This window comes from Sorangium sp. So ce204 (genome assembly GCF_051526795.1).
GTDB classification, from domain to species: Bacteria; Myxococcota_A; Polyangia; order Polyangiales; family Polyangiaceae; genus Sorangium; species Sorangium cellulosum_B.
In genome coordinates, this window is sequence record NZ_CP150317.1 from 5244690 (window position 1) to 5266124 (window position 21435).

At 72.9% G+C, this 21435-nt stretch carries 17 protein-coding genes; 6 read left to right on the top strand and 11 right to left on the bottom strand.

Features of this window, described 5'->3' with window-relative positions; all coding sequences use genetic code 11:
- The first annotated feature begins 238 nt into the window (after positions 1-238).
- Positions 239-370: a hypothetical protein gene (locus WMF22_RS19435; protein ID WP_438036675.1), complete on the top strand. Its 132-nt coding sequence runs from the start codon at positions 239-241 to the stop codon at positions 368-370.
- 22 nt (positions 371-392) lie between these two features.
- Here the strand turns inward: WMF22_RS19435 and WMF22_RS19440 are convergent, their stop codons facing one another.
- The 4 genes from WMF22_RS19440 to WMF22_RS19455 all read right to left on the bottom strand — a co-directional run bounded on the left by WMF22_RS19440 (position 393) and on the right by WMF22_RS19455 (position 5012).
- Complete coding sequence (locus WMF22_RS19440) at positions 393-1523, bottom strand: hypothetical protein (RefSeq protein ID WP_438036676.1); 1131 nt, start codon at positions 1521-1523, stop codon at positions 393-395.
- Between the two features lie 136 nt (positions 1524-1659).
- Positions 1660-2631, bottom strand: a complete 972-nt coding sequence (locus WMF22_RS19445) for a hypothetical protein (protein ID WP_438036677.1) — start codon at positions 2629-2631, stop codon at positions 1660-1662.
- Between the two features lie 113 nt (positions 2632-2744).
- A complete protein-coding gene (locus WMF22_RS19450; protein WP_438036678.1) occupies positions 2745-4136 on the bottom strand; it encodes an RNA polymerase sigma factor in 1392 nt (463 codons plus the stop codon).
- A gap of 90 nt (positions 4137-4226) precedes the next feature.
- The gene (locus WMF22_RS19455) at positions 4227-5012 is read right to left on the bottom strand and encodes a hypothetical protein (RefSeq protein WP_437300555.1); all 786 of its coding nucleotides are present in this window, start codon (positions 5010-5012) and stop codon (positions 4227-4229) included.
- Between the two features lie 221 nt (positions 5013-5233).
- On the opposite strand from WMF22_RS19455, the gene WMF22_RS19460 reads away from it, so the two are divergent.
- The 3 genes from WMF22_RS19460 to WMF22_RS19470 all read left to right on the top strand — a co-directional run bounded on the left by WMF22_RS19460 (position 5234) and on the right by WMF22_RS19470 (position 9319).
- Positions 5234-6166 (top strand): AraC family transcriptional regulator, encoded by a 933-nt coding sequence (locus tag WMF22_RS19460; RefSeq protein ID WP_437300556.1) that lies wholly within the window; start codon positions 5234-5236, stop codon positions 6164-6166.
- 185 nt (positions 6167-6351) lie between these two features.
- Positions 6352-7512 carry a PAS domain-containing protein gene (locus WMF22_RS19465; protein ID WP_438036679.1) on the top strand — a complete coding sequence of 387 codons (1161 nt, stop codon included), beginning with the start codon at positions 6352-6354 and terminating at the stop codon, positions 7510-7512.
- Between the two features lie 205 nt (positions 7513-7717).
- Positions 7718-9319 (top strand): PAS domain-containing protein, encoded by a 1602-nt coding sequence (locus WMF22_RS19470; protein WP_438036680.1) that lies wholly within the window; start codon positions 7718-7720, stop codon positions 9317-9319.
- Positions 9320-9385: 66 nt separating this feature from the next.
- Here the strand turns inward: WMF22_RS19470 and WMF22_RS19475 are convergent, their stop codons facing one another.
- Positions 9386-10339 carry a hypothetical protein gene (locus WMF22_RS19475; RefSeq protein ID WP_438036681.1) on the bottom strand — a complete coding sequence of 318 codons (954 nt, stop codon included), beginning with the start codon at positions 10337-10339 and terminating at the stop codon, positions 9386-9388.
- A gap of 107 nt (positions 10340-10446) precedes the next feature.
- Between WMF22_RS19475 and WMF22_RS19480 the strand changes: the two genes are divergently transcribed.
- On the top strand, positions 10447-11319 hold the full coding sequence (locus WMF22_RS19480) for a DNA-formamidopyrimidine glycosylase family protein (protein WP_437300560.1): 873 nt from the start codon (positions 10447-10449) through the stop codon (positions 11317-11319).
- A gap of 127 nt (positions 11320-11446) precedes the next feature.
- A complete protein-coding gene (locus tag WMF22_RS19485; protein ID WP_437300561.1) occupies positions 11447-12211 on the top strand; it encodes a hypothetical protein in 765 nt (254 codons plus the stop codon).
- Here WMF22_RS19485 and WMF22_RS19490 read toward each other — a convergent pair.
- The 6 genes from WMF22_RS19490 to WMF22_RS19515 all read right to left on the bottom strand — a co-directional run bounded on the left by WMF22_RS19490 (position 12163) and on the right by WMF22_RS19515 (position 20757).
- Entirely contained in the window at positions 12163-15606 is a 3444-nt protein-coding gene (locus tag WMF22_RS19490) for an ATP-binding protein (protein WP_438036682.1), read from the bottom strand. The genes WMF22_RS19485 and WMF22_RS19490 overlap by 49 nt on opposite strands.
- Before the next feature lie 45 nt (positions 15607-15651).
- Complete coding sequence (locus WMF22_RS19495; protein WP_437300563.1) at positions 15652-16749, bottom strand: AI-2E family transporter; 1098 nt, start codon at positions 16747-16749, stop codon at positions 15652-15654.
- Positions 16750-16896: 147 nt separating this feature from the next.
- Positions 16897-17427: a pyridoxamine 5'-phosphate oxidase family protein gene (locus WMF22_RS19500; RefSeq protein ID WP_438036683.1), complete on the bottom strand. Its 531-nt coding sequence runs from the start codon at positions 17425-17427 to the stop codon at positions 16897-16899.
- A gap of 211 nt (positions 17428-17638) precedes the next feature.
- Complete coding sequence (locus tag WMF22_RS19505) at positions 17639-18655, bottom strand: zinc ribbon domain-containing protein (protein ID WP_437300565.1); 1017 nt, start codon at positions 18653-18655, stop codon at positions 17639-17641.
- A complete protein-coding gene (locus tag WMF22_RS19510; protein WP_437300566.1) occupies positions 18652-19713 on the bottom strand; it encodes a hypothetical protein in 1062 nt (353 codons plus the stop codon). Before WMF22_RS19510 ends, WMF22_RS19505 begins: the two co-directional genes overlap by 4 nt.
- Before the next feature lie 69 nt (positions 19714-19782).
- On the bottom strand, positions 19783-20757 hold the full coding sequence (locus WMF22_RS19515) for an alpha/beta fold hydrolase (protein WP_438036684.1): 975 nt from the start codon (positions 20755-20757) through the stop codon (positions 19783-19785).
- Between the last annotated feature and the right edge of the window lie 678 nt (positions 20758-21435).

Consider the following 21435-nt stretch of genomic DNA (forward strand, 5'->3'; position numbering starts at 1 on the left):
TGAACTTCACCGGCGTCGGGTGCGGGTTTCACCGGCACCGGGCGCGGATTTCACCGGTGAACTTCACCGAATCTCCGCGGATTGCCGCGATCATCAACACCACGCCGCGAACGCTCGCTGGCAGCGCCCCCATTCCCTGGCGCGCAGCCGCTCCTCGGACGTCCGGGCCTACGCGGCCGTGTAGCGGCTCCCGGCCGAGGGACGCGGCACGCACGCGGGGTCGATCACGGCGTTCTGGGTGCGTGAGCCGGTCGGGCCGATGGTCGGCTCGGGGACGCTCGCAGGCGCCCTGGTCGCGGCCCTCCGCGACGAGGAGCGCGGAGAGCTCGCGAATGAGATGGAGCTGCTGCTGCCGAGCGCGAGGCGATGATCGCCTGTTCTTCTCGCGGGCCTTATGCCTGGCAGCAGAAGGTCGACGGTTCGGCCGGCAGCAGCTCGCCGATCGGCTCGCCGCCGCTCGGGGCGCAGCCGCCGGGATCCACGGCCACGACCTCCGCCGACTTGCTGCCGAGGGCGACGCCGGGCGGCGTGACCCCGCAGAACGGCGTCGTCGAGCTCACGACGGCCGACACGAGCAACTCCCCGCACGCGCCGTCGCTGTAGACGGAGGCCATGACGGTACACGACGCGCCCTCCAGCTCCCCGCAGCCGCACTCGGAGCAGCCGCGCGTGTCCTCGGCGCCGCCGTAGAAGACGTGCCTGACCAGGTAGGGCTCCGCGCACGTCACGTCGCCCTCGTGGAAGATGCACGTCAGGAAGCCGCCGGGCGGCGGGACCCCGGGCTGGTCCGGCGAGGGCATGCAGGTGCTCCGGTCGCCCACGCACTCCGTGTAGGCGCCGGGCACGCAGGCGAGCGCCCGGGTCTGCCACGGATCGAGGAGCGCCGGCGGTGGCGGCTCGTCCACCCTGGGCGTGCACGCGCCGGTCGCCGTCACGATCGGCGCCTCGATGGAGACGGACTGCACGCACGGCCTCCCGCCGCAGTCCTGGCCGGCGGGGATCGCGTTCGCAGCGGTGCAGGCGCCGTCCCAGCCGTCGGGCGCCGCGAAGGGGGTCGTGACGCCGCTGGGGTCGCCAGCGCACGTCGTCGCCGTGTGCACCGACCAGCCCAGCGGGAGCTGACACGAGGCGGTGGCCGCGTCGGGCGGATCGCACAGGCAGGCCGCGCAGGCGAGGGGGGTGGGCGCCAGGTCGGCGAACCCCTCGTAGCCGATGTTCGGCGCGGCGGCGGGGCAGTCCGGCACCTGGTCCCGCGGGCCGAACCAGAGGAGCGCCGGGCCGAACCAGCCGAGCGGCGCCGGTGGGACGCAATCGCCGGCGCACGCGGTCTCGTCGCCGCCGCCGGCTCCGCCCCCGCCCCCGCCACCCTCACCGCCGGCCCCGCCGCCGCCTTCCTCGGGCCATGGGCAGCCTGGGTTGCCGTACTCCTGTGGCTGACAGGGACCGATGACGGTCGGATCTCCTGGGTCGTCACAGCCAGCCAAGAAGAGGGATCCTACGAGCAGGAGGATGATGGTTCGCATGGCGGACAAGATATGTAGACATGGCCCACGCCCACAACGGGCAGCTTTCGCGAGACAGTCGATTGCATCGAGCATTGCGGTTTCCTTTTGAAAATTCTCACGTCGTCGGCGAGGAGAGCCGCCTCCGCGAGGTCGTTCAGTACGTCGCCGTGACACCGAGTCCGAGCGCTGCGCTGACCGGAGGTGAGGACCACGAAACGGATCCAGCGGTATCGCGCCGCTGGCCCCGGCGCCGGAGCACCGTGTCATCCACGATCGCGCTGGCCTCGGCGTAGCCGTGCGCGCTCCAGCTGTCCGAGATGGCCCAGGCGCTGCCAAGCCGCGCTCCAACGCTGAACAGACGGTCGTCGCGCACCGTCATGTCCCACGGATGCCGGGGGATGAACCGGACGAAGCCGACGGTCGCGACCCCGCAGCCGAAGAGGAGGTGGCGACCGTGCAGGCAGCCCACACCAGCCGCCGTGAAGGCCCTGGTGCTGATGCTCATGTCTTCCACCTCCTGCGCCAGCGAGACGAGCGCCCGCCCCTCCATCGCGATCGACCATCCGGACCGGCGAACGCCAAGCGACAGCGTCATGCCAGCCGCGGCCCCCGGCGTGATCCCCAGGCCCACGGTCGCCCCGAGCCCCGCTTCGAACCGCAGCGGCTCCGGCGGGGGCGGCGCCGCCTCCGGCGGTGCTGGCGCCGCCGGCGCAGGCGGCGGCGAGGGCGGCGACGAGGGGTCGGACCGCGGCGACGCCTCGGCTGGCGGGCGAGCCCGCTCCGGCGCGCCCAGGATCTGCGCCACGATGGCCAGGGCCACGCCGGAGAGCAGCTCCTCGCAGCCGCTGCGGGTGCTGAACCCCTCGGCCCAGATCGTCTCGCCCTCGCTGTCACGCAGCGCCATGGAGGCCGTGAGCTCCGGCCCGTCCGGCGCGACGCTGACCGTGAGGACCCGCGGCGCGTCGTCCTGGAAGGGGTCGGCGCCGAGCCCGCGCGCCACTTCCGCGCGCAGGAACGCCTCGTCGGGGCAGCGTTCGGCGCCCCGGCCTCGCACCACCTCGATCCGCATCGAAGCCCGTGGCGGCTCCGGCGCGGCGCGCGCCTCCACGCCGCAGAGCAGGATCATGGCCACCCCGACGGCGGCGCGCGCCAGGCGCCCCGCGCGCCGGCGAGATCGGATGGATCGGGTGGTGCGTCGGGCGTGATGTGCGCCGAGCCCCTGTCTGGCCGCGGGCCTGATCATCGCGAGGGCGCTCCTCCCGACGCGCCGTGCGCCGGGGGGGCGAGGCGCGTCCGGGCGACCGCGCGAAGCCGCTCCCGTATCGACTTCAGCCGGCCTGCGGGGAACCGGGCCTCGTGGACGTCGAGCAGGCGGAGCGCCCCGGCCGGGTCACCGGCGGAGAGGCGCTCCCGCGCCACGTCGAGCAGCCGGAGCTCCTCCACGAACAAGTCATCGCGCTCGCTGGCCCCGCCGGCCCGCGGCGCCGCCCGCGGAGCAGCAGGGCACGGGCGGTGGAGCGCCTCGGGCGCGGGGGCGACGGGCTCCCGCTCCGGCGCCTGCTGCGGCGTCGCTGCAAGGCACGCGGTGCGCGCGGGCAGCAGCTCGGCCCGCAGCTCGGGCAGCACCGGCCCGAAGCGGCGAGCCCAGAGGGCCGGCGGCGGCGCGAGGGCGAGCAGCACGGCGACCGTTCCAGCGACGCCCGCGGCAGCCGACCCGAGGGCGACGGCGATCCTTCCTGGCCTCCGTGGCAGCGTCGCGGTGGCAGGCGAGCGCGGCGGCGGTCCCGGCGGAGCCGGCGGCGCAGGCGCTGCCGGCGGCGGTGCCGGCGGCGCGGATGCCGCGGGCGGCGCAGGCGCTGCCGGCGGGGGTGCCGGCGGCGCGGATGCCGCGGGCGGCGCGGGGGCCGCCAGCGCCGAGGTGCTCGCGCCGCCGTCGCGCGCCAGGAACTCCGACGCCACCGGAAACGCGAGCCAGCAGCCGCGCAGCGCCTCCCGCTGCTCCGGGCGGAGCCGCGCGACGGCGGCGCGGTAGTCCTCTCGGGCCAGGCGCAGCCGGTTCGCGGCGGTGTTGTAGTTGATGCCGAGCTCGCGCGCGATCTCGACGATCGGCACCTCGAAGGCCTCGTGCAGGACGAGCAGGACCCGCCGCTCGGGGGCGATCGTGCCCAGCACGTCGATCGCGAGCTCCAGCCGCTCCCGCTCCAGGACGCGCTGCTCGCCGCTCGGCCCGGGCTCGACCGCCTGGCCGCGCGGCCCGAGGTGCAAGCCGTCCGGCACCTCGCGGCGGCGGTAGGCGCGCTCCAGGTGCTTGCTGACCTTCCGCCACGCGATCCCGAAGAGCCACCGGGCCTCCGCGTTGCCGCGCGGGCGCCGGCCGTCCCGCTGCGGCGGATCGCCGGCCGCGTCGGCCTCGCGCGGAAGCGGCGGCGAGGCGGAGGCGGGGTAGTCGGGATCGAACCGATCCAGGCTCTCGTACGCCGCAAGCAGGACGTCCTGGACCAGGTCGTCGATGTCGGGCGCGGCGACCCCCAGGAGCCGGAGCGAGCGCGGGAGCGTCTCAAGCGCTGCGGTGTGAACGGAATTCCATGTCGCGGTGCGGGAGGCGTCGGCGGAAGGAACGTGGGTGCTCATACCCAGAATTGCGGGGAGCTCTTCGGGTCTGTTTGGAAATCGCACCGCCCGGCGCACGGGACGGAGGCGCTCCCGCGGCGAGCGCCGCGCTCACGACAGGCTGCGGCCCTCGGGCGGGATCCACGCCGAGTGGGGCGAGATCGTTTCCATGTGGGCCAGCACCTCGACCTGACCCCAGCGCTCGAGCGCGTCCATCTCCGCCGGACCGAGCAGCCGCCGGATCGCGCCCCAGGTGCGCTCGAACTCGAGCGCGGACAGGTGCTGCGACAGCGCGGTGAGGGGGCTCAGGTCGGAGTCGTCGCCGCGGTACGCCGCGTAGGCCTCGGCGTCCCATCCTTCCAGCGGGAGCGCCTCCGCCTCGGCGATGCGCCGATCCAGCGTGTCCTCGGCCTCCGCCCACGCTCGGGCGATCTGGAAGAGCTTGGCGATCTTGTCGAGCGGCAGGCCGAACCGCGCGACGCGGTGCTCCTTGCGGCGCGATAGCCACACGACGAGCACCTGCCACATGGTCCGCCAGTCCGGCAGCCGGTCGAGCACGAAGTAGCGCTCCTCGATCCACGCGCGGATCTGCGCCGCGGCCGCCGTGCCCTGGGAGCGCTCCACGTCGGCGAGGAACGCCGCGATGTGCACCGCGATCATGCCCTCGTAGTCCCGCTCCTCGTCGTCCAGCGCCTCGATCGCGATCTCCGCCCGGACGCAGCGGCGCGCGGCCGTCTTCACCGCCTCGACGTCATCGATGCGGAGCCCCAGATCGGGCCAGAAAGGCGCCGCCCTGTCCAGGCTGAGGAGCCGGACAGCGTGCGTGTAAGCGTAGGATACATTGAGGTCGAGGAGATCGAGGGTGGGGGTCACCGGCAGCGTGGCTCGGACATCCATGGCAACCCAACCCTACCAGCCGGGTGCATCTCCAGGCGACCCCCGAGGCGCCCGCCGCCTCGTTCGTTCGCTGGAGCGTCGACCGCCGCGCGCCCGCGCTCGGAGCGCCGGAGAGCGCCTCTCCGGCCGGAGCCGTTCTAGAATGCGGGCATGCGACTCGAAGGCCCGCGCGCACCGGGCACGCCGCTCGCCCTCGCCGGGGCCGCCTCGCGGAGGTCGTCGTGACGGAGTCCGCCCACCGGCCCGAGATCGAGCGCGCGCTCCGCTTCATCGCCGCGAACCTCGAGCGGCCCATCACGGTCGCGGACGTCGCGCGCGCGGCGCGCCTCAGCGAGTTCCATTTCCACCGGGTCTTCCACGCGGCGGTCGGCGAGCCGATCGGGCGGTTCATCACCCGGAGGCGGCTCGAGCAGTCGGCGCTGCGGCTCGCGTACGAGCCGGACCGCAGCGTCATGGATGTGGCGCTCTCGTCCGGGTACTCGTCCGCATCGAACTTCTCGAAGGCGTTCGCGGCGCACTTCGGCTGCAGCCCGTCGCAGGTGCGGAGCCCGGAGCGCGGCCTCCCCGTCGCGATCGGGAAGCTGACGTCGCTCTACGGAAAGGACTTTCGGCCGGAAGAGCTCTATACACTCCCGCCCGAGCGCGGGGTCGACGAGCGGCGCCGCGAGGCGGCGGCGTGGAGCGGGCGGGTCCGCTTCGAGACCACGAGCGGGCTCGACTTCGCGTGCCTCGCCAGCCCGGGCGGGTACGACGTCCCGGCCCTCGAGCACCTCTGGTCGGACCTCATCGCCGCCGCCCGGCAGCTCGGGCTCTGCGAAGACGCCGTGGATGCCTGGGGAATACCGCACGACAGCCCGCAGATCACCGCCCCCGAGCTGTGCCGATACCACGCCTGCGTGCCCTGTCCGGAGGCCGTCCCGCTGCCGCCCCCGCTCTTCCGCGGCCGGATGAGCGAGGGCCGCTACGCCGTCTTCCGCTATGCCGGCGAGGTGTCCGGGATCCCAGAGGCGTATCGCAGCATCTATTCGTGCTGGTTCAGGGAGAGCAGCCTCGCGCCCGACGACTTCACCTCCTATGAGCGCTACGTCACGGACGAGCCGAAGGACGGCCGCGTGGACCTCGAGCTCTGGTTCAAGGTGCGGCCGCGCCGCTGACCGCAGCGATCACCGGAGCGCGGCGCGGGTGACGCGCGCCGAGCAGCCCCGGAGCTGCATGATCCGTTGCCCATCGCACCAACGTCATCCGGTCGCGAGCGCGGCTTCTCAACAGCGATGCGCTTCTGATACAAGCCATCTTGTCTGAGGGGGACATAAACGGGAGGGAGACGATGGCGAACGAAATGGACGCCTCTTCGGCGCTGCTGCACACATTTTTCGCGTCCTGTCCAGAGATGCTCTTCATCGCGGGGATCGATGGGGATGTGCTTCACGCGAGCGGCGCGCTCCGTCAGGCGCTGGGGGCCGGGATAACGCATGGCAATTCGCTCTCGGCGCTCGTCCATGCGGAGGATCGCGCCGACTTCGCCGCTGCGTGGAGCCGGCTGAAGGAGCAAACAGAGCCGGTGCAGGTCGATGTGCGCCTGATGGACGCCCAGGGCGCTTACCGGCGTCTGAGGTGCAACGCGAGCCGGGCGCCCGAAGGGGGCACGATCCACGGGTCGCTGCGGCAGGCCGACGCCGACGGCGAGCGCAGCCCGGCAGAGCCGAGCCTCAAGGAGCGGCTCCTCGACGGTCTGGCAGACAACCTCCAGGTCGTCCTCTGGGCGATCGACACCGAGGGGACCGTCATCTACCACGACGGCAAGGGGCTCGACGCCGCCGGGCTCGCGAGGGGCGCGCTCCTCGGGAAGAACCTGCTCGAGCTCTATCCCGAGAAAGACCGCATCGTCCTGCGGAGAGCGCTCGCCGGCGCGATGGCCCATGACCACAACACGGCGCACGGCGTCCACTGGGAGAGCTGGGTTGTCCCCGTGCTCAACGAGCGCGACGAGGTCGACGCGGTGCTCGGGTTCTCGCTCGACGTCACCGCGGTGAAGCGCGCGCAGGAAGAGCTGCGGGCCAGGCTCTCTCAGATCGAGAAGCAGCAGGAGGTGATCCGCAACCTCTCCACGCCGATCATCGAGGTGTGGAACGGCGTGCTGACGCTCCCCATGATCGGCGTGGTCGACAGCATGCGGACGGCCGAGGTGATGGATGCGCTGCTCGCGCGCATCACGGAGAAACAAGCCCATTTCGCGATCCTCGATCTGACCGGGGTCGACATGGTGGACACGAAGGTGGCGAGCCACCTCATCGAGCTCGTGGCGGCGATCCGCCTGCTCGGCGCCGAAGGCATCGTCGCCGGCATCAAGCCGAACGTCGCGCAGACGATGGTCGCGCTGGGGCTCGATCTCTCGACGATCTCGACGCAGCGCGATCTGCGGGCTGCCCTGAGCTACTGCATCCGGCGCATGGCGCCGCAGCCGCCTCGGGAAAACCGCGCCAGCGTGACGGCCAGCTGACGGTCCACGCGCGGCCCCAGCGCCGCTCGGGCTTCGCACCGGCGCCGGAAGACGCCTCCGGTGCGACGCTGTCGCCCCTTTTTCGGCGGATGTGCTCACCCGGAGGGTGCAGAAGCGCGAGAACGGAGCGATGATGCGGCCTGTTGTGACGTTCCAGCAGCGGGGGCCGCGATGGGCCCTCGCATCGGGCTCACGGGGTGGGTGCGTGCACACGACGGCCGAAGATCGCGCAGAGACTCTTCACATCGATCCACGTCTCCTGATCGAGGCCCTGGACGACCCCGCGCTCGTCATCGACGCGCGGGGCAGCGTCCTGTGCAAGAACGAGCAGCTCGATCGCCTCCTTTCGGGGCTCGGGGCGCCGAGCCTGCCGCTGTCGCCGGAGGGCGATCGCGTGCTCCTGTCGCTGGCGCCCGCGGCCGCCGACGTCGCCCGGATCCAGGCGATCCTCTCGGGCGAGGTCGATCGCGCCGAGATCGACCTCCCGGACGAGGGCCGCGGCGCGCCGCGGTGGATGCTCCGCGGGCTCGCCTGCACGATCGGCGGCGGCCGCGGCGCCCTGCTCCGCCTCATCGATGGAGGCGAACGCAGCGTCCGGGAGCACCAGCGCCGGTGCGCGCAGGTCGTCGAGTCCATGCACCTCGGCTGCACGTTCATCACCCTCGACGACCCGGAGGATGACCGGTCGCTCCGGTACGTCTACATGAACCGCGCCGCCGAGCGGATCGCCAGCAGGCCCACCGCGGCGATGCTGGGCCGGACCATGGACGAGAGCGTCCCCAGCCTCCGGCAGGTCGGCATTCCGCAGCGCCTGGCGGAGCTGATCCGCTGCGGCGGGACGGACGAGAGCGAGGTGATCGTCCCCTGGGAAGAGGGCACGCGCGTCATGACGACGTGGTCGTTCGCCGTGGGAGATCGGTGCGCCGCCGTGGTCTACGACGACGTCACCGAGCGCAGGGCGACGGAGGCGTCGCTCGAGAACGCGCGCCTCCTCCTCGACAGCATCGTCGAGCACCTCCCGCTGATGCTCTTCGTCAAGGATGCGGCGGAGCTCCGCTATGTACGGGTGAACAAGGCTTTCGAGGAGTTCCATGGCCACGCGCCAGGAGAGCTGATCGGCTTGTGCGCCAGCGACTTGTTGCCGCCGGCGCTGGCCGCGAAGATCGACGCCGAGAGCCGCGCCGTGCTCGCGGGGGGCGTGCCGGTCGAGGTCCCGGAGCTCCGCGTCCCCTCGGCGCGCTTTGGCGACCGCATCGGCCGCGCCCGGTTCGTCCCCATGGAGGACGCCGTGGGCAAGGGCCGTTATCTCCTCGGGCTCGTCGAGGACATCACCGAGCGCAAGAAGATCGAGGACGCGCAGCGCCAGGAGTCGATCCTCCTGGAGACCCAGCGGCGGCTGATGGAGCTCATCCAGGAGCTCTCGACGCCGAGCATCCCCATCCACCCGGGCATCCTCGTCGTCCCGCTCGTCGGCCAGATGGACAGCGCGCGCGGCGCCCAGCTCGTGGAGTCGCTCGTCGCCGCGGTCGAGCGGCACCAGGCCGAGTTCGTCATCATCGACATCACCGGCGTCACGTCGGTCGACACCGCGGTGGCCAACCACCTGCTCCAGGCCACGCGCGCCGCGGGGCTCCTCGGGGCCGAGTGCAGCGTCGTCGGCGCCTCGCCCAGCATCGCCCGCACCGTGATCGAGCTCGGCATCGAGCTCGGCAAGCTCGCGACGCACCGGGACCTGCAAGCCGGGTTCCGGCACGCGCTGGCGCGGAAGGGGTATGTGATCAGCCCGCGCGCGGATCGAAAGGCCTGAGCGCGGCGGAGCCGTCCGCGGCCGTTCGCGCCGCGCGAGACGGCCGCTCGCGCTGCCGCGTCGGCGTCACGAGCCCGGCGAGAACCGGCCTTCGCGGGGGAGGGCTCCGAGCAGGAGGATCTCCTGCTTCGAGCCGGGCGGTCGCTCCGTCCATTGCCGCGCGCGGCCCAGGGTGGTCGACACGACCTCCTCGACGTCGGCGAGGCTCGCTCCTGGCACGGCGCGCAGGCCGAGGCGGTCGAGGCATGTCCGCGGCGCCTTCGCGCACGCGGCCTCGGCGAGCTCCGCGAGCGCGGCGGAGGCGCGTTCCCGCTGCGGGCCCACGACCTCGCGCTTCACGAGCGTCCGGACGAACCCGCCGCCCTCCGAGGCGCTCGGCGGGGCGACGGTCAGCTCGAAGAGGCTCAGCTCCACGTCGCGTTCGCGGACATCGACGGCGATCTCGGGCCACGGCGGCTCCGAGGCGTCTTCACCCGGAGATCCGGGCACGGGCGCGCGGAAACGGAGCCCGCCCGCGCCGGTGCGCAGCAGCGACACCGGGTAGCCCGCGTAGGCCGCCGTCCGGGAGACGCTCTCGATGACGATCCAGGCGACCGCTTCGCCCGCCACGACGGCGATCTCGCCCTGCGCGGGCGCGCCGCGGTCGCTCTCGCGGGCGCGGCGCGCGTCCAGCTGCACGAACAGCTCATCGATCTTGGTCAGCCGGCCGAGCTCGACGATGCTCTTCGCGTCGCCGACGAGCCGGCCGTCCAGGAGGATCTGGCGGCCTCGGATCTCGACCTCCGGCGGCGAGGCCGCGTCGGGCGGGGCGTCCGGAGCGACGGGCGGCGCCGCGGGCGCGATGGGTACGGCGATCGGGCGCTCGGTCGGCGCTCGGTCGACGCGCGCGGGCGCAGGCGCGGCGCACGCGCAGAGCGACGCTGCCAGCAGGACGACGGGGCACAAGGTCGGGTGAGGCATCGAGGGGCTCTCCAGGGTCGCGACGCTCGACTGCCGCGGACCGAGGAAGGGAGCAACCATGTTCGGACGAGCGCGAGACGAGGCTGGCGATGCGGTGAGGGCCTGACCCTTCCGCTCGTGCCCCTTGCGATCCGGCCGGTCCGCACCAGAGCCTCCGGACACCGCTCATGCCTGAAGGCGACACCCTCTTCCGCATCGCCGCCGCCCTCGGCCCCGCGCTCACGGGCGCGCCCGTCGTCGCGCTGGAGCTGCCCCGGAGCGACCAGCCGTGCCGCCGGCTCGTCGGCCGCCGCGTCGAGCGCGTGGAGGCGCGCGGCAAGAACCTCCTGATCTTCTTCGACGAGGGGACCGTCCTCCACACGCACCTGCGCATGAGCGGGGCCTGGCACCTCTACCGCGAGGGCGAGCGCTGGAGGCGGTCCGAGGCGACGGCGTCGGCCATCCTCGCGGTCCCGGGCTACGTCGCCGTCTGCTTCCGCGCGCCCGTCGCGCGCCTGCTCCGCGCGAGCGCCCTGCGCGGCGATCGCCTCCTCGGCGGCCTGGGCCCGGATCTGCTCGGCGGCGCCTTCGACGCCGCCGAGGCGCTCCGCCGCCTGCGCGCCCTCGACGAGGCGCCGCTCGGCGTCGCCGTCATGGACCAGCGGGTCGTCGCAGGCATCGGCAACATCTACAAGAGCGAGCTCCTCTTCCGGACGCGGCTCGACCCCTTCGCCCCGGTCCGGGCGTACTCCGACGAGGAGCTCTCCGCGATGCTCGACGTCGGCCGCCGCCTCCTGCAAGCCAACGTCGAGCCGCGGGACGCCGCCAGCGCGTACCGTGGGCCGACCGCACATTACATGACCACACGCACGACGCGCGCCGGCGGAGACCGCAGGAGGCCAGTCAGCGTGTACGGCCGCGAGGGGTACGCCTGCTACGACTGCGGCGCCGCGATCCAGATGCGCCGGCAAGGGACGATGATGCGGTCGACTTACTTCTGTCCTCGCTGCCAGCCGACCCGCGCCGCGCCGCCGGCCGGGCCTGCTCCGTCCGCGCCATGACCACGGCCGCCGTCGGGCCGCGCTGCGGCGCGCGCGCGAACGCCAGCACACCCCCGGTGATCGCGCGGCGCGCGCAACCGTGCTGCCCGGCAGACCTTTCCGGCGCTCCGATCGTACGATCCGCTCCATGCGCCTCACCCTGCTCCTGCTCCTCGCGCTCGCGCCCGGGTGCAGCCACGCCCTGGACGAGCCCGTCACACCGGACGACGCCGGGAGCGCAACGCCCCCTCCGGCCCCCGTCTCCTCCTCCTCGGCCTCGGCGGATGCGCCGGGCTCGCCGCCCGAGACGGGCACCGCCGAGGCCGAGATCGACCCCCGCCTCGCCCCGCTCATCGCCGCCGCCTTTCGCGACTACAAGCCCTGGGGGCGCGTCGACGACGAGCTCCGCTGGGCGCCCTGGCTGTGCCGGATGCCGCTGCCCGGCCGCGTCCGCATGAGCGCCGCCGAGGACGGCGGCCACGCCCGCAAGCTCTACTCGGTGTTCGCCAAGCACCGCGATCGCTATCCGCTCGTCGATGGGCAGGCGCCCGTCGCCCAGCCGGTCGGGCAGGTCCTGGTCAAGGAGAGCTTTGTCCCCGAGCTGGTGGAGGACGGCGCGGCGGCCGCCCTCCCGGGCGCCGGCGCCACGCCGCCGGACGCCGCGGACCACTTCGATCCCCTCCTGCGCGACGGCGATCGCGTCTACCGCGCGTCGCGCCTCGCCGGCGCCTACGTGGTGCTCAAGGTCGCGCCGGACACGCCCGGCACCGACGCGGGCTGGGTCTACGGCACGGTCACGCCCGCGGGCGAGGTGACCTCCGCCGGCCGGGTCGCCTCGTGCATGGGTTGCCACGTGAGCGCCCGTCACGAGCGCGTCTTCGGGCTCGCGCCGGCGCCGTCCGCGGCGCCCTGACGCGCTCCAGACGCCGCGGCAGCGTCGACGATCCCGGCGAGCGCATCCAGCGACATCGGCTTGACGAAGTGGGCGTCGAACCCTGCCGCCTCGGCGCGGCGGCGATCCGACGCCTGCCCGTACCCCGTGAGCGCGATGAGCGCGCCCGAGCACAGCTCATCCTCCCTCAGGCGCCGCGCCACCTCGTAGCCGTCCATCCCGGGGAGCCCGATGTCGAGGAGCACGAGATCGGGCCGATGCTCCGCCGCCGCCCTCAACGCGCGCGGGCCGTCGCCGGCGATCCACACCTCTTGCCCGAGGGCCAGCAACGCGTCGGCGAGGGTGCTCGCCGCGTCCACGTTGTCCTCGACGATGAGGACGCGGAGCTTCCTCGCCGCCGGAGACGGCTGCTCTGCGTCCTTCGAGGGCGCGGCCGTCGCCCCGGCGGCCGCGGCGGGTAGGCGCTCCTCCGCCGCAACGGGGAGACGCACGATGAACTCGCTGCCTTGCCCTGGCCCCGGGCTCGTCGCTTCGATGCTCCCGCCGTGGAGGGCGACGAGATCGCGGACGATGGTCAGCCCGATTCCGAGGCCGCCGGGCGCCCGATCGAGGCTGCGATCCGCCTGATGGAACAGGTCGAAGACATGGGGCAGCACCTCCCTCGCGATCCCGATCCCATCGTCGCGGACGCGCAGCTCCACCTGGTCGCCGCGCTGCGCGACCGTCACCCCGATGTGGCCCCCGGGGTCGGTGTACTTGCACGCGTTGGTGAGCAGGTTGACGAGGATCTGATCGAGGCGGACGGCGTCCCCGAGGACGTGGACGGCGGCCGCCGGCAGCGCGAGCCGGATCTGGTGCCGCCGCGCCTCGATCGGCTCGCGCGTCGACTCCACGGCGCGCGCCACGGCGGCCTTGACGTCGATCCGCTCCTTGCGGAGCTCGATCTTCCTCCGGGTGATGCGCGACACGTCGAGCAGATCGTCCACGAGGCGCATCAAGGTCCTCGTTTGCCGCGCGATCACCTCGACGTGCTTGTCCGGCGGCCCGCCGCGGCTCCGCCGCCGGAGGAGCTCCACGGCCACGCAGATCGGCGCCATCGGGTTGCGCAGCTCGTGCCCCAGCATGGCAAGGAACTCGTCCTTCCGGCGATCCGCGTCGGCCAGCGCGTCCTCGACGCGCTTGCGCTCGGTGATGTCCAGGGACGAGCCGACGAACCCCAGGAACGTCCCGGCGGCGCCGAAGCGCGGGGCGCCCTGCGTCACGACCCACCGGCTCTCGCCGTCCCGGCGGAGCATCTGGCACTCCAGCATGAACGGCTCGCGCGTCTCGATCGATTCGGCGCACGCGCTCGCGACGAGCGGGCGATCGTCCGGGTGGACCGCGTCGAGCCAGCCGTCCCCCAGCTCCTCGTCGAGGGAGCGCCCCGTGAAGCGCAGCCACGTCGTGTTGACGTACTCGCACCCGCCGGAGGGCCCGGACATCCAGATCATCATGGGGGCGCAGTCGGCGAGGGAGCGGAAGCGCTGCTCGCTCTCGCGGAGGCGCTCGACGTCCTCGTCGACCTGGCGGCGCAGCCTGGCGATCTCGATGCGCCCGCCGACCCGCGCGAGCAGCTCGCGGACCGAGAACGGCTTGACGAGGTAATCGTCCGCGCCCGCCTCGGCGCCGTGCACGCGCGACGCTTCCCCGGATCGGGCCGAGAGGAGCACCACGGGGACGAGCCGCGTCGTCGGATCGGCGCGCAGCGCCTGGAGGAGGCCGAACCCGTCGAGCCCGGGCATCATGACGTCGGTGAGCACGAGATCGGGCGCGCGCGCGCGCGCGGCGCAGAGCGCCGCCTCGCCGTCCTCGACGGCCTCGACGGTCCACCGCGCCGCGAGGATCTCCCGGAGGTAGCTCCGCATGTCGGGGTTGTCCTCGACGAGCAGGACGTGGCCGGCCGGGCCCTCCGCCGGGCGCGCGTCTCCCGCGCTTGCCGGTGGCCCGAGCGGCAGCTCCGCCGGCGGCGCGGGCCCGGAGATCCACTGCGACGCTTCCTCCACGAACGCCTGGACCGTCACGGCCGTCATGCCGAGCTCCCGCTCGGCGCCGATGCGCTCCGCAGGCACGTGCGCGGATCCGGCGGGGATGCGGACGGTGAACGTGCTGCCACGACCGACCTCGCTCGTCGCCTGGACGTCGCCCATGTGGAACCGGACGAGCTCCCGCACGAGCGCGAGGCCGATGCCGGAGCCCTCGTGGCTCCGCCCGCGCGCTGCGTGCACCCGGTGGAAGCGCTCGAAGATCCGGGGGAGCTCGTCGGCGGGGATCCCCGTCCCCGTATCGCGGACCTCGAGGAGCACGTGGTCGCCGCCCCACCGGAGCGAGATCGCGATCTCGCCCTCGAACGTGAACTTGAACGCATTCGAGACCAGGTTGAGGACGATCTTCTCCCACATCTCGCGATCGACGTAGATGCGCTCCGGAAGCGGCGGGCAGTCCATCACGAGCCGGAGCCCCGCCCGCTGCATGGCCCCGCGGAACGCGTTCGCCACCTCCGCGGTCAGCGCCGAGAGGTCGAGCGCCTCGTAGACCATCTTCATCCGGGCGTCCTCGATCCGGGCGAAGTCGAGCAGGGTGTTCACGAGCTTGAGGAGCCGCCGCGCGTTGCGGCGCGCGAGCTCGACGAGCTCGCGCTGCTTGCCGGTGAGGTCGCCGGGCGCGCCGGTCAGGAGCTCGTCGATCGGGCAGAGCATGAGCGTGAGCGGCGTCCGGAACTCGTGGCTCACGTTCGAGAAGAACCTCGTCTTGAGCTCGTCGAGCCGGCTGAGCTGCTCGTTCGCCACGCGGAGCTGCTCGTTCGCGCGCTGGATCTCCTGCGCCCGGAGGAAGACCTCGGCCTCGACCCGCTCCGCCCGCGTCTTCAGCTCCTCGGTGCGCCGGCACTGCTCGATCCCGCGCTGCTTCAGGCGGACGAACTCGGTGACGTCCTCGACGCGGTGGATGATGTACGCGACCTTGCCATCCGGCCCCAGGAGGGGCGAGTTCAAGGGGCTCCAGTACCGTTCCTCGAAGCCGCCTCCCTCCGCTTCGGGGCGCGGGATATCGTATTTCTGCACGGCCATGCTGTCCGGGGCGCCCGTCTGGATCACCCGCTCGAACGAGGCGCGCAGGTTCGTCGTGCCGGTCGCGTGCAGATCGTCCGGATTGTCGGGGAAGGCATCGAAGGCATTGCGACCCAGGAGCTCCTCGCGCCGCGTGTTCGCGGCCCGGAGAAAGGCGTCGCTCGCGGCGACGATGGTGAAGTCTGGACGGAGCACGACGTAGTTTCCCGGGATCCCCTCGAAGATCGCGCGGAAATCGGGGCTCGCTGGCGGCGCCTGCTCGCTCTCCGATCGCTGATGCGACGCTCTGCGCGTGATGAGGCTCGTGGTCATGGCCAGATCTTCAAGAGAAGACCTGGTGCCTGACATCACCCATCGCTACCCGGATCGTCGCGCCCCCGCGACGCTCGGCCGCAGCAGCGAGCTTGGCGCCGGCTCGCCGCTGACGGGCGCTGTCTCTGGCTCCTCGGGCGCGGGCTCCATGATGCGCGCGACCCACGACAGTCCCTCCACGTTCTCCAGCGTGATCTTCGCGACCATCATGATGGGCACCGACAGCAGCGCTCCCGCCGGCCCCCAGAGCCAGCCCCAGAAGAGCATGCCTATCAGGACGGCGAGCGGCGACAGGCCCAGGGTCCGTCCGAGCACGCGCGGCTCGAGCACGTTGCCCACCAGCAGGTTGATCAGGAGGTACCCGATGGCCACGAGGGCCGCGGTGCCGGGGCCCTGGCTGGCCAGCGCGGCGAGCACGGCCGGGATCGTCGCGACAGCCGCGCCGATGTTGGGGATGAAGTGCAGGACGAACAGGCTCGACGCCAGGAGGAGCGCCAGGTCCACGCCGAGGAGGACCAGGAGCACATAGGCGAGGACGGCGACGAGCAGGCTCGTCAGCGTCTTCACCACGAGGTACTTCTTCACCTCCCGCACGATGCGATCGACGTGCTCGAGGCCGCGCGCGGGGGTCGAGAGCAGCCGCCGCACCTTCGCGCCCGCGCCGGCGCCCTCGCAGAGCGCGAAGAACACGACGAGGAGCACCACCCCGAGGCTCGACGCCGCGCTGGCGACCGTGACCGCGGCCCCGCCGAGGAGGGGGACGAGGGACGCCGTGTGCAGCGTGCGCGAGAGGAGCTCCGGGTTCACCGGGAGGCCGCGCTCCGTGAGCGTCATGGCGAGCGCCTCGGTCATCGAGGACATCCGGACCAGGTAGACCGGCACCTTCTCCTCCAGCTCCACCCCGGCGATGGTGACCACCGCCCCGACGAAGACCAGGATCGCCAGATCGACGACGAGCGCGGCCAGCGCCCCGAGGGCCGCGGGCAGCCCGCGGCGGGTCACCCAGGTCGCGATGGGCGACGAGATCGCCGCGAGCGCGACGCCGAACAGCACCGGCACGAGGAACGGCTCGGCGTGGCGCAGCCCGACGATGACGACGACCGCCGCCGCCGCGACCACGACCCTCTGAGCTCGACGAGACATCGTGAAGATCCCCATGCCCAACCTCGCTGCTGACGGGTTCTCGCGTCACCTCCGCTCCGGTGGAGCGGAGGTGACGCAGTCCCGAGAGGAGCAAGGGATGCGCCACGCTCCGTCCCGCCCCGATCCGCGGCGCGACGGCGTGGATCGCTATCGCGCGGACACCCGGGCATCGCCGGCTTGCCCGCCGTTCAGCGGCACCGAGCCGTGCTGGGCGGCGTCGGTCTTCGGCGTCGTCCCGGTGACGTACGCCTTGACGGCCTCGACGAGGAACCTGAGCCCGGCCGCGCCTTCGTTGTCCCAGTACTCGCCCTCGCGCGGGCTCACGTGGATGAGCGCGAGGGAGGGATCGTCCTTGCCCTGCGGGAAGAACACCTTCGCCTGCTCCGACCACAGCGCCTCGATCTTCGTCCGACTCCGCACGATCGAGGCGCTGCCCGACAGCGACAGGAAGCGGCGCCCCTCCTGGAGGGTCACATTCACCTCCGGCTGCGACTCGATCTCATCGACCTTGCCCGAGTCGATGCTCGTCATGAACCAGACGTCCCCGGTGTCGCTGTCGACCTTCATGAGCGCCGTCGGACGCGCCCGCAGCGCCCCGTGGCTGGCGTGCGTGACGAGCATGGCAGTCCGGAACTTCTTGAGGATCTCCAGCAGCTTCTCCCGCGATCCAGTTTCCATGGTTTCCTCCATCGAGCTCCGGCCTCAGTGCCAGATCCGGACCATGGCCGGGGCGCGCGGTGGAGGGCGCGGATCATGGCTCTGCCGTGCCGCACCGAGCGTGCGCTCGAGGCATTCCGCCACAGCGTCTGGCGCGGCCCGCCGCGCCCGCGCAGCGCTGGAGCTGGGGGAGCGGGGAGGAGGAGGGGGAGAGGACCGAGGGCGGGCGGAGCTACGCTGCGCGGGCGAGCACGAGCGCCCCGATCACGAGCACGATGAGCGCGAGCGCGCCGGCGACCACCAGCGCCACCTTGCCCCACGCGATGGGCGCCGTGCCTGTGACGTGGCTCGCGTCCTGGCCGTGGACGACGGCGCGGTAGCTGCGTCCCTTGTAGCGGTAAGCGAGCACATACGATGGCAGCGCCAGCCGGCGCGTCTCGAGCGCGTGCAAGAGCACCGCCACGTGCACGTTGCGGAACGTGGACCCCGGGATCACGCCTCGCGTCAGGGCGTCCTCCGCGCTGGCGGCGATCCGCTCGCTGACGATCTTGCGCGCCGCCGAGCGCTGCGCGTCGAACTGCTCCAGCACCGCGTCGGGCGGTCCGAGCTGCTGCTGTGTCCGGTGCGCGGCGGGCACCGCCAGGTCGAGCCGGAAGTACGGCGCGAGCTCCCGGGCCTCGTCGAGCGAGAGCCCGCGTGAGGCGGACAGGAGCAGGTTGCGGAACGGCAGCTGCGTCTGTCCGGCGTGCGGGGCCCAGCTGCTCAGCCGGGCGCCCGCGTTCGAGTCCGCCGTCCAGCTCACCACGGCGTCCGCGCTGACGAGCCAGCCCGCCCACCAGATCGGGCGCAGCCCCTCGACCGTCGCCGCGCGCGAGAGATCCGACGGCCGGAAGAAGCCGAGCGTCGACATCCACCGCCGCAGCGCCTGATCGGCCTGATCGGGGGGCACCCCGAACGGGAGCAGCCAGTCGGCCTGATCGATCGGGTCGACCGGCTGCTCGATCCGCGTGACGGCGCCGCAGAAGCGGCACTTCGGCGCCTGCGCCTCGGCCGAGTACGAGACCGCGGCGCCGCACTCGGTGCACCGCAGCACCTGCACCGCCTGCGGGGCCGGGGCGCGGCCCTGCGGCGCGGCGAGGCCGCAGACGGCGCAGCGCAGGTCCCCCGCCTCCAGCGGCCCCTGGCAGCGCGCGCAGCACGGCCCCGTGGCGCTCGTGGTGGCCGAGGCGACGTCCATGTTCACGCTCATCGCGCCCCTCCGGTCGGTGCGGGCCTGCTCTCGCCGGGGCGGACGCGCTCGGTCGGCGCGGGGGCGGCGGCGGGCGGCCTCGCGGCGCCGCGTCGCTCGGTCGGATCGCGGCCCCGGTCGCGCGCCGCGGCGAGGACGAACGGCGCTGCGATCAGCGCGATCACGAGCACGACGGCGAGGGCGATCTTGATCCAGGAGAGGGGGGCCTTGCCGTGGATCGCGCCGGTCTGGCCGTTGATGAGGACCCGGAAGGGCGGCTTCTGCGGGTCGTGCCGGATGGCGAGCACCCAGAGGGGCACATAGAGCAGCTCGAGCGTCTCGCGGTCGAGGTGCGTCTCGTGCGTCAGGCCGTGGTGGCTGTCCCCGGGCATGAAGCCCGAGAGGTCGCGGCCGATCTTCTCCAGCGCCTCCCGCCGCGCGAGGCCGTAGCACTCGGCCTGGGTCATCGTCGGCTCCTCGGCGATCCAGCCGCTGAGCACCGCGGGCGTGTAGCGCCGCATCGTGCGGAGGTCGAACGGCTCGATCGCCTCGAGCTCGGCGTTCGGGACGGCGCGAGACGCCACGACGAGCACGTCCATGACGTAGGTCGCATGCTGGCCTTCGAGGTGCCGGTGCTCGGTCCTCGTGACGACGCGCGTCCGGGTGACGCTGTTCCCCTTGTCGTCGGTCGTCGTGTACGTCTCGGTTTGCTGGTAGTCCTCGCCGATCTGCGCCGCGTAGCGCGTCTGCGCCATCGCCGAGTACAGGTAGGCGGGCGTGTAGACGCCGCGGATCGCGTCGATCGTCGCCGTCTTGACGCTGGACTGCACGAAGAAGCTCCGCTTTCCCAGCCACGCCTTGACAGCGCCCTGCGCGCTCTCCCGGGTCGTGGTGAACCCGACGACGAAGTGCGGCGACGGCCGATCCTGGGAGGGCGGCCGCTCCACCACCGAGGGCGACGCGCAGTAGGGGCACACCGCGGTCCGCTGGTCCGCTTCGACGCGCAGCGAGGCGCCGCAGGTCTCACATTCGAGTTGCACCGGCGCCCGAGAGAACCGCACCGGGGGGCGCGGCGTCAACAGGGAAGGGGTGGCGTGGCGTCGACAGGAGAGGCGTGCGCGGCGTCACCGAGAACGCGCCGCGCGCCGTCAACAGGGAACGGGCGGCGGGCGGCTCCCGAGGTCGGCGGGAGATGCCGAGTCGCCGGTGTCTTGCTGCGGTGTCTGCCGCATCAGCGGAGACAGCGGGCTCCGCGCCCAGCGCCTGACCGCGGCGTCCGGCCAGGGCTGCCAGCGGGCGCTTGCCTGCGGTGAGCGGGCCGCCGCGGCGGATGCGCGCGGGGCGCGCGCCCCGGCGCGCAGGCGCGGCGCGGGCCGCGGCTCGTCGAGGAAGCGGAGGAGATCGGGGGCCAGATCGGCCACCGCCTCCCGGTGCGGGTAGTGCCCCGCCTTGGCGAAGCGGCGCACGGCCGCGCCTTCGATGTAGCGGTCGATGTCCGCCGCGTGGCGCGCCGGGATCACCTGGTCGCGCTCGCCCCAGTAGACGGCGAGCGGCGGTATCTCCGGGAGCCGATGAGCGATGTCCATGAGGTGATGGCGCTGGCCGCGCAGATCGATCGCGTGGCGGAGCGTGCGCGACAGGGCGCGCGCCGTGCCGGGCCGCGCGTTCATCCTGGCGAGGTGCCTGCGCTCTTCCGCGTTGAAATCGCCGCCGAGCACCAGCACCCCCGCGTGCGTGCCGACGCCCATGAGCACGGGCGCGGCCAGCTCGATCAGCCCGGTCACGGCGGCGAGGCGCAGCGGCAGCGCGACCTCCGTCCCGATGCCGCCCGCGGCGACCAGCCCGACGCGGTGGATGCGCCCTGGCCGCTCGGTGGCCACGCACATTGCAATGCTGCCGCCGTACGAGTGCCCCACCAGATCGAAATCGCCGAGCCGGAGGGCACGGATCCATTCAGCGACCACGCCCGCATACCACGCGACCGTATAGGGCGCGTCGGGCCGAGCCGAGTCGCCATGGCCGGGCAGATCGAGCGCGACGACCCGGCGCCCCGCCGCCGCGAGCGCGGGGGCGAGGCGGTTCCAGGTCCGACAGCTATCGGACAGGCCGTGTACCAGGACCACGGGGCGCTGGTCCGCTCCGCCGTTCCGGGAGGGGGTCCACTCTTGCCAGTGGACCTCGCCAGCAGAAAGGACGCGAACATGGCTGCGACACGTGACCGACATGTTCTTCATCAAGAGTTCGCACGAAGTGCCGCGTCTGTCCAGATTGCACAGCTGGGATGGGAAGCTCGGGGGAGGGGGTGCCGCGAAGCGAGCTTCGCGTCCGATGTGGGTTTTGCAGCGCCGGCGTACGCCGTGCTGGGCGCATCATGGTGATCCCCGGAGGGCATCACCATGATGCGATTTGCCAGCCTGCGCCCCCAGGCTGCGCATCGTAGCGAGAGGCGCGATTGCAATTCGTGGCTGCATTGTGTTCGCGCTCATTGCCGGTGTCGCTGGCGCCGTCATTGGATGTGCCGCTCCGCGCGACGCGCCAAGCGCACAGGCGGCCGCCCAGGTGCGGCTGCTCATCGACGCCGCCGTCGAACGGTCAGCAAGGCCAGCCCGCCGCGCTCCTCGGGGGCCAGCCTCGCGCTCGACCGCCGCGGCGGCGCCCCTCGTCCCGGAGGACGGGGCAAGAAAAAAGAAGAGGAGTTCCATGCAGCGCTCGACCGTCTCCCGTGCCCGAATCGGCACAAGGCGCCGCCACCGGGCGATAACGAGAGACGTGGGGCCGCCGCTGTGCCAGCCTGAACCCCG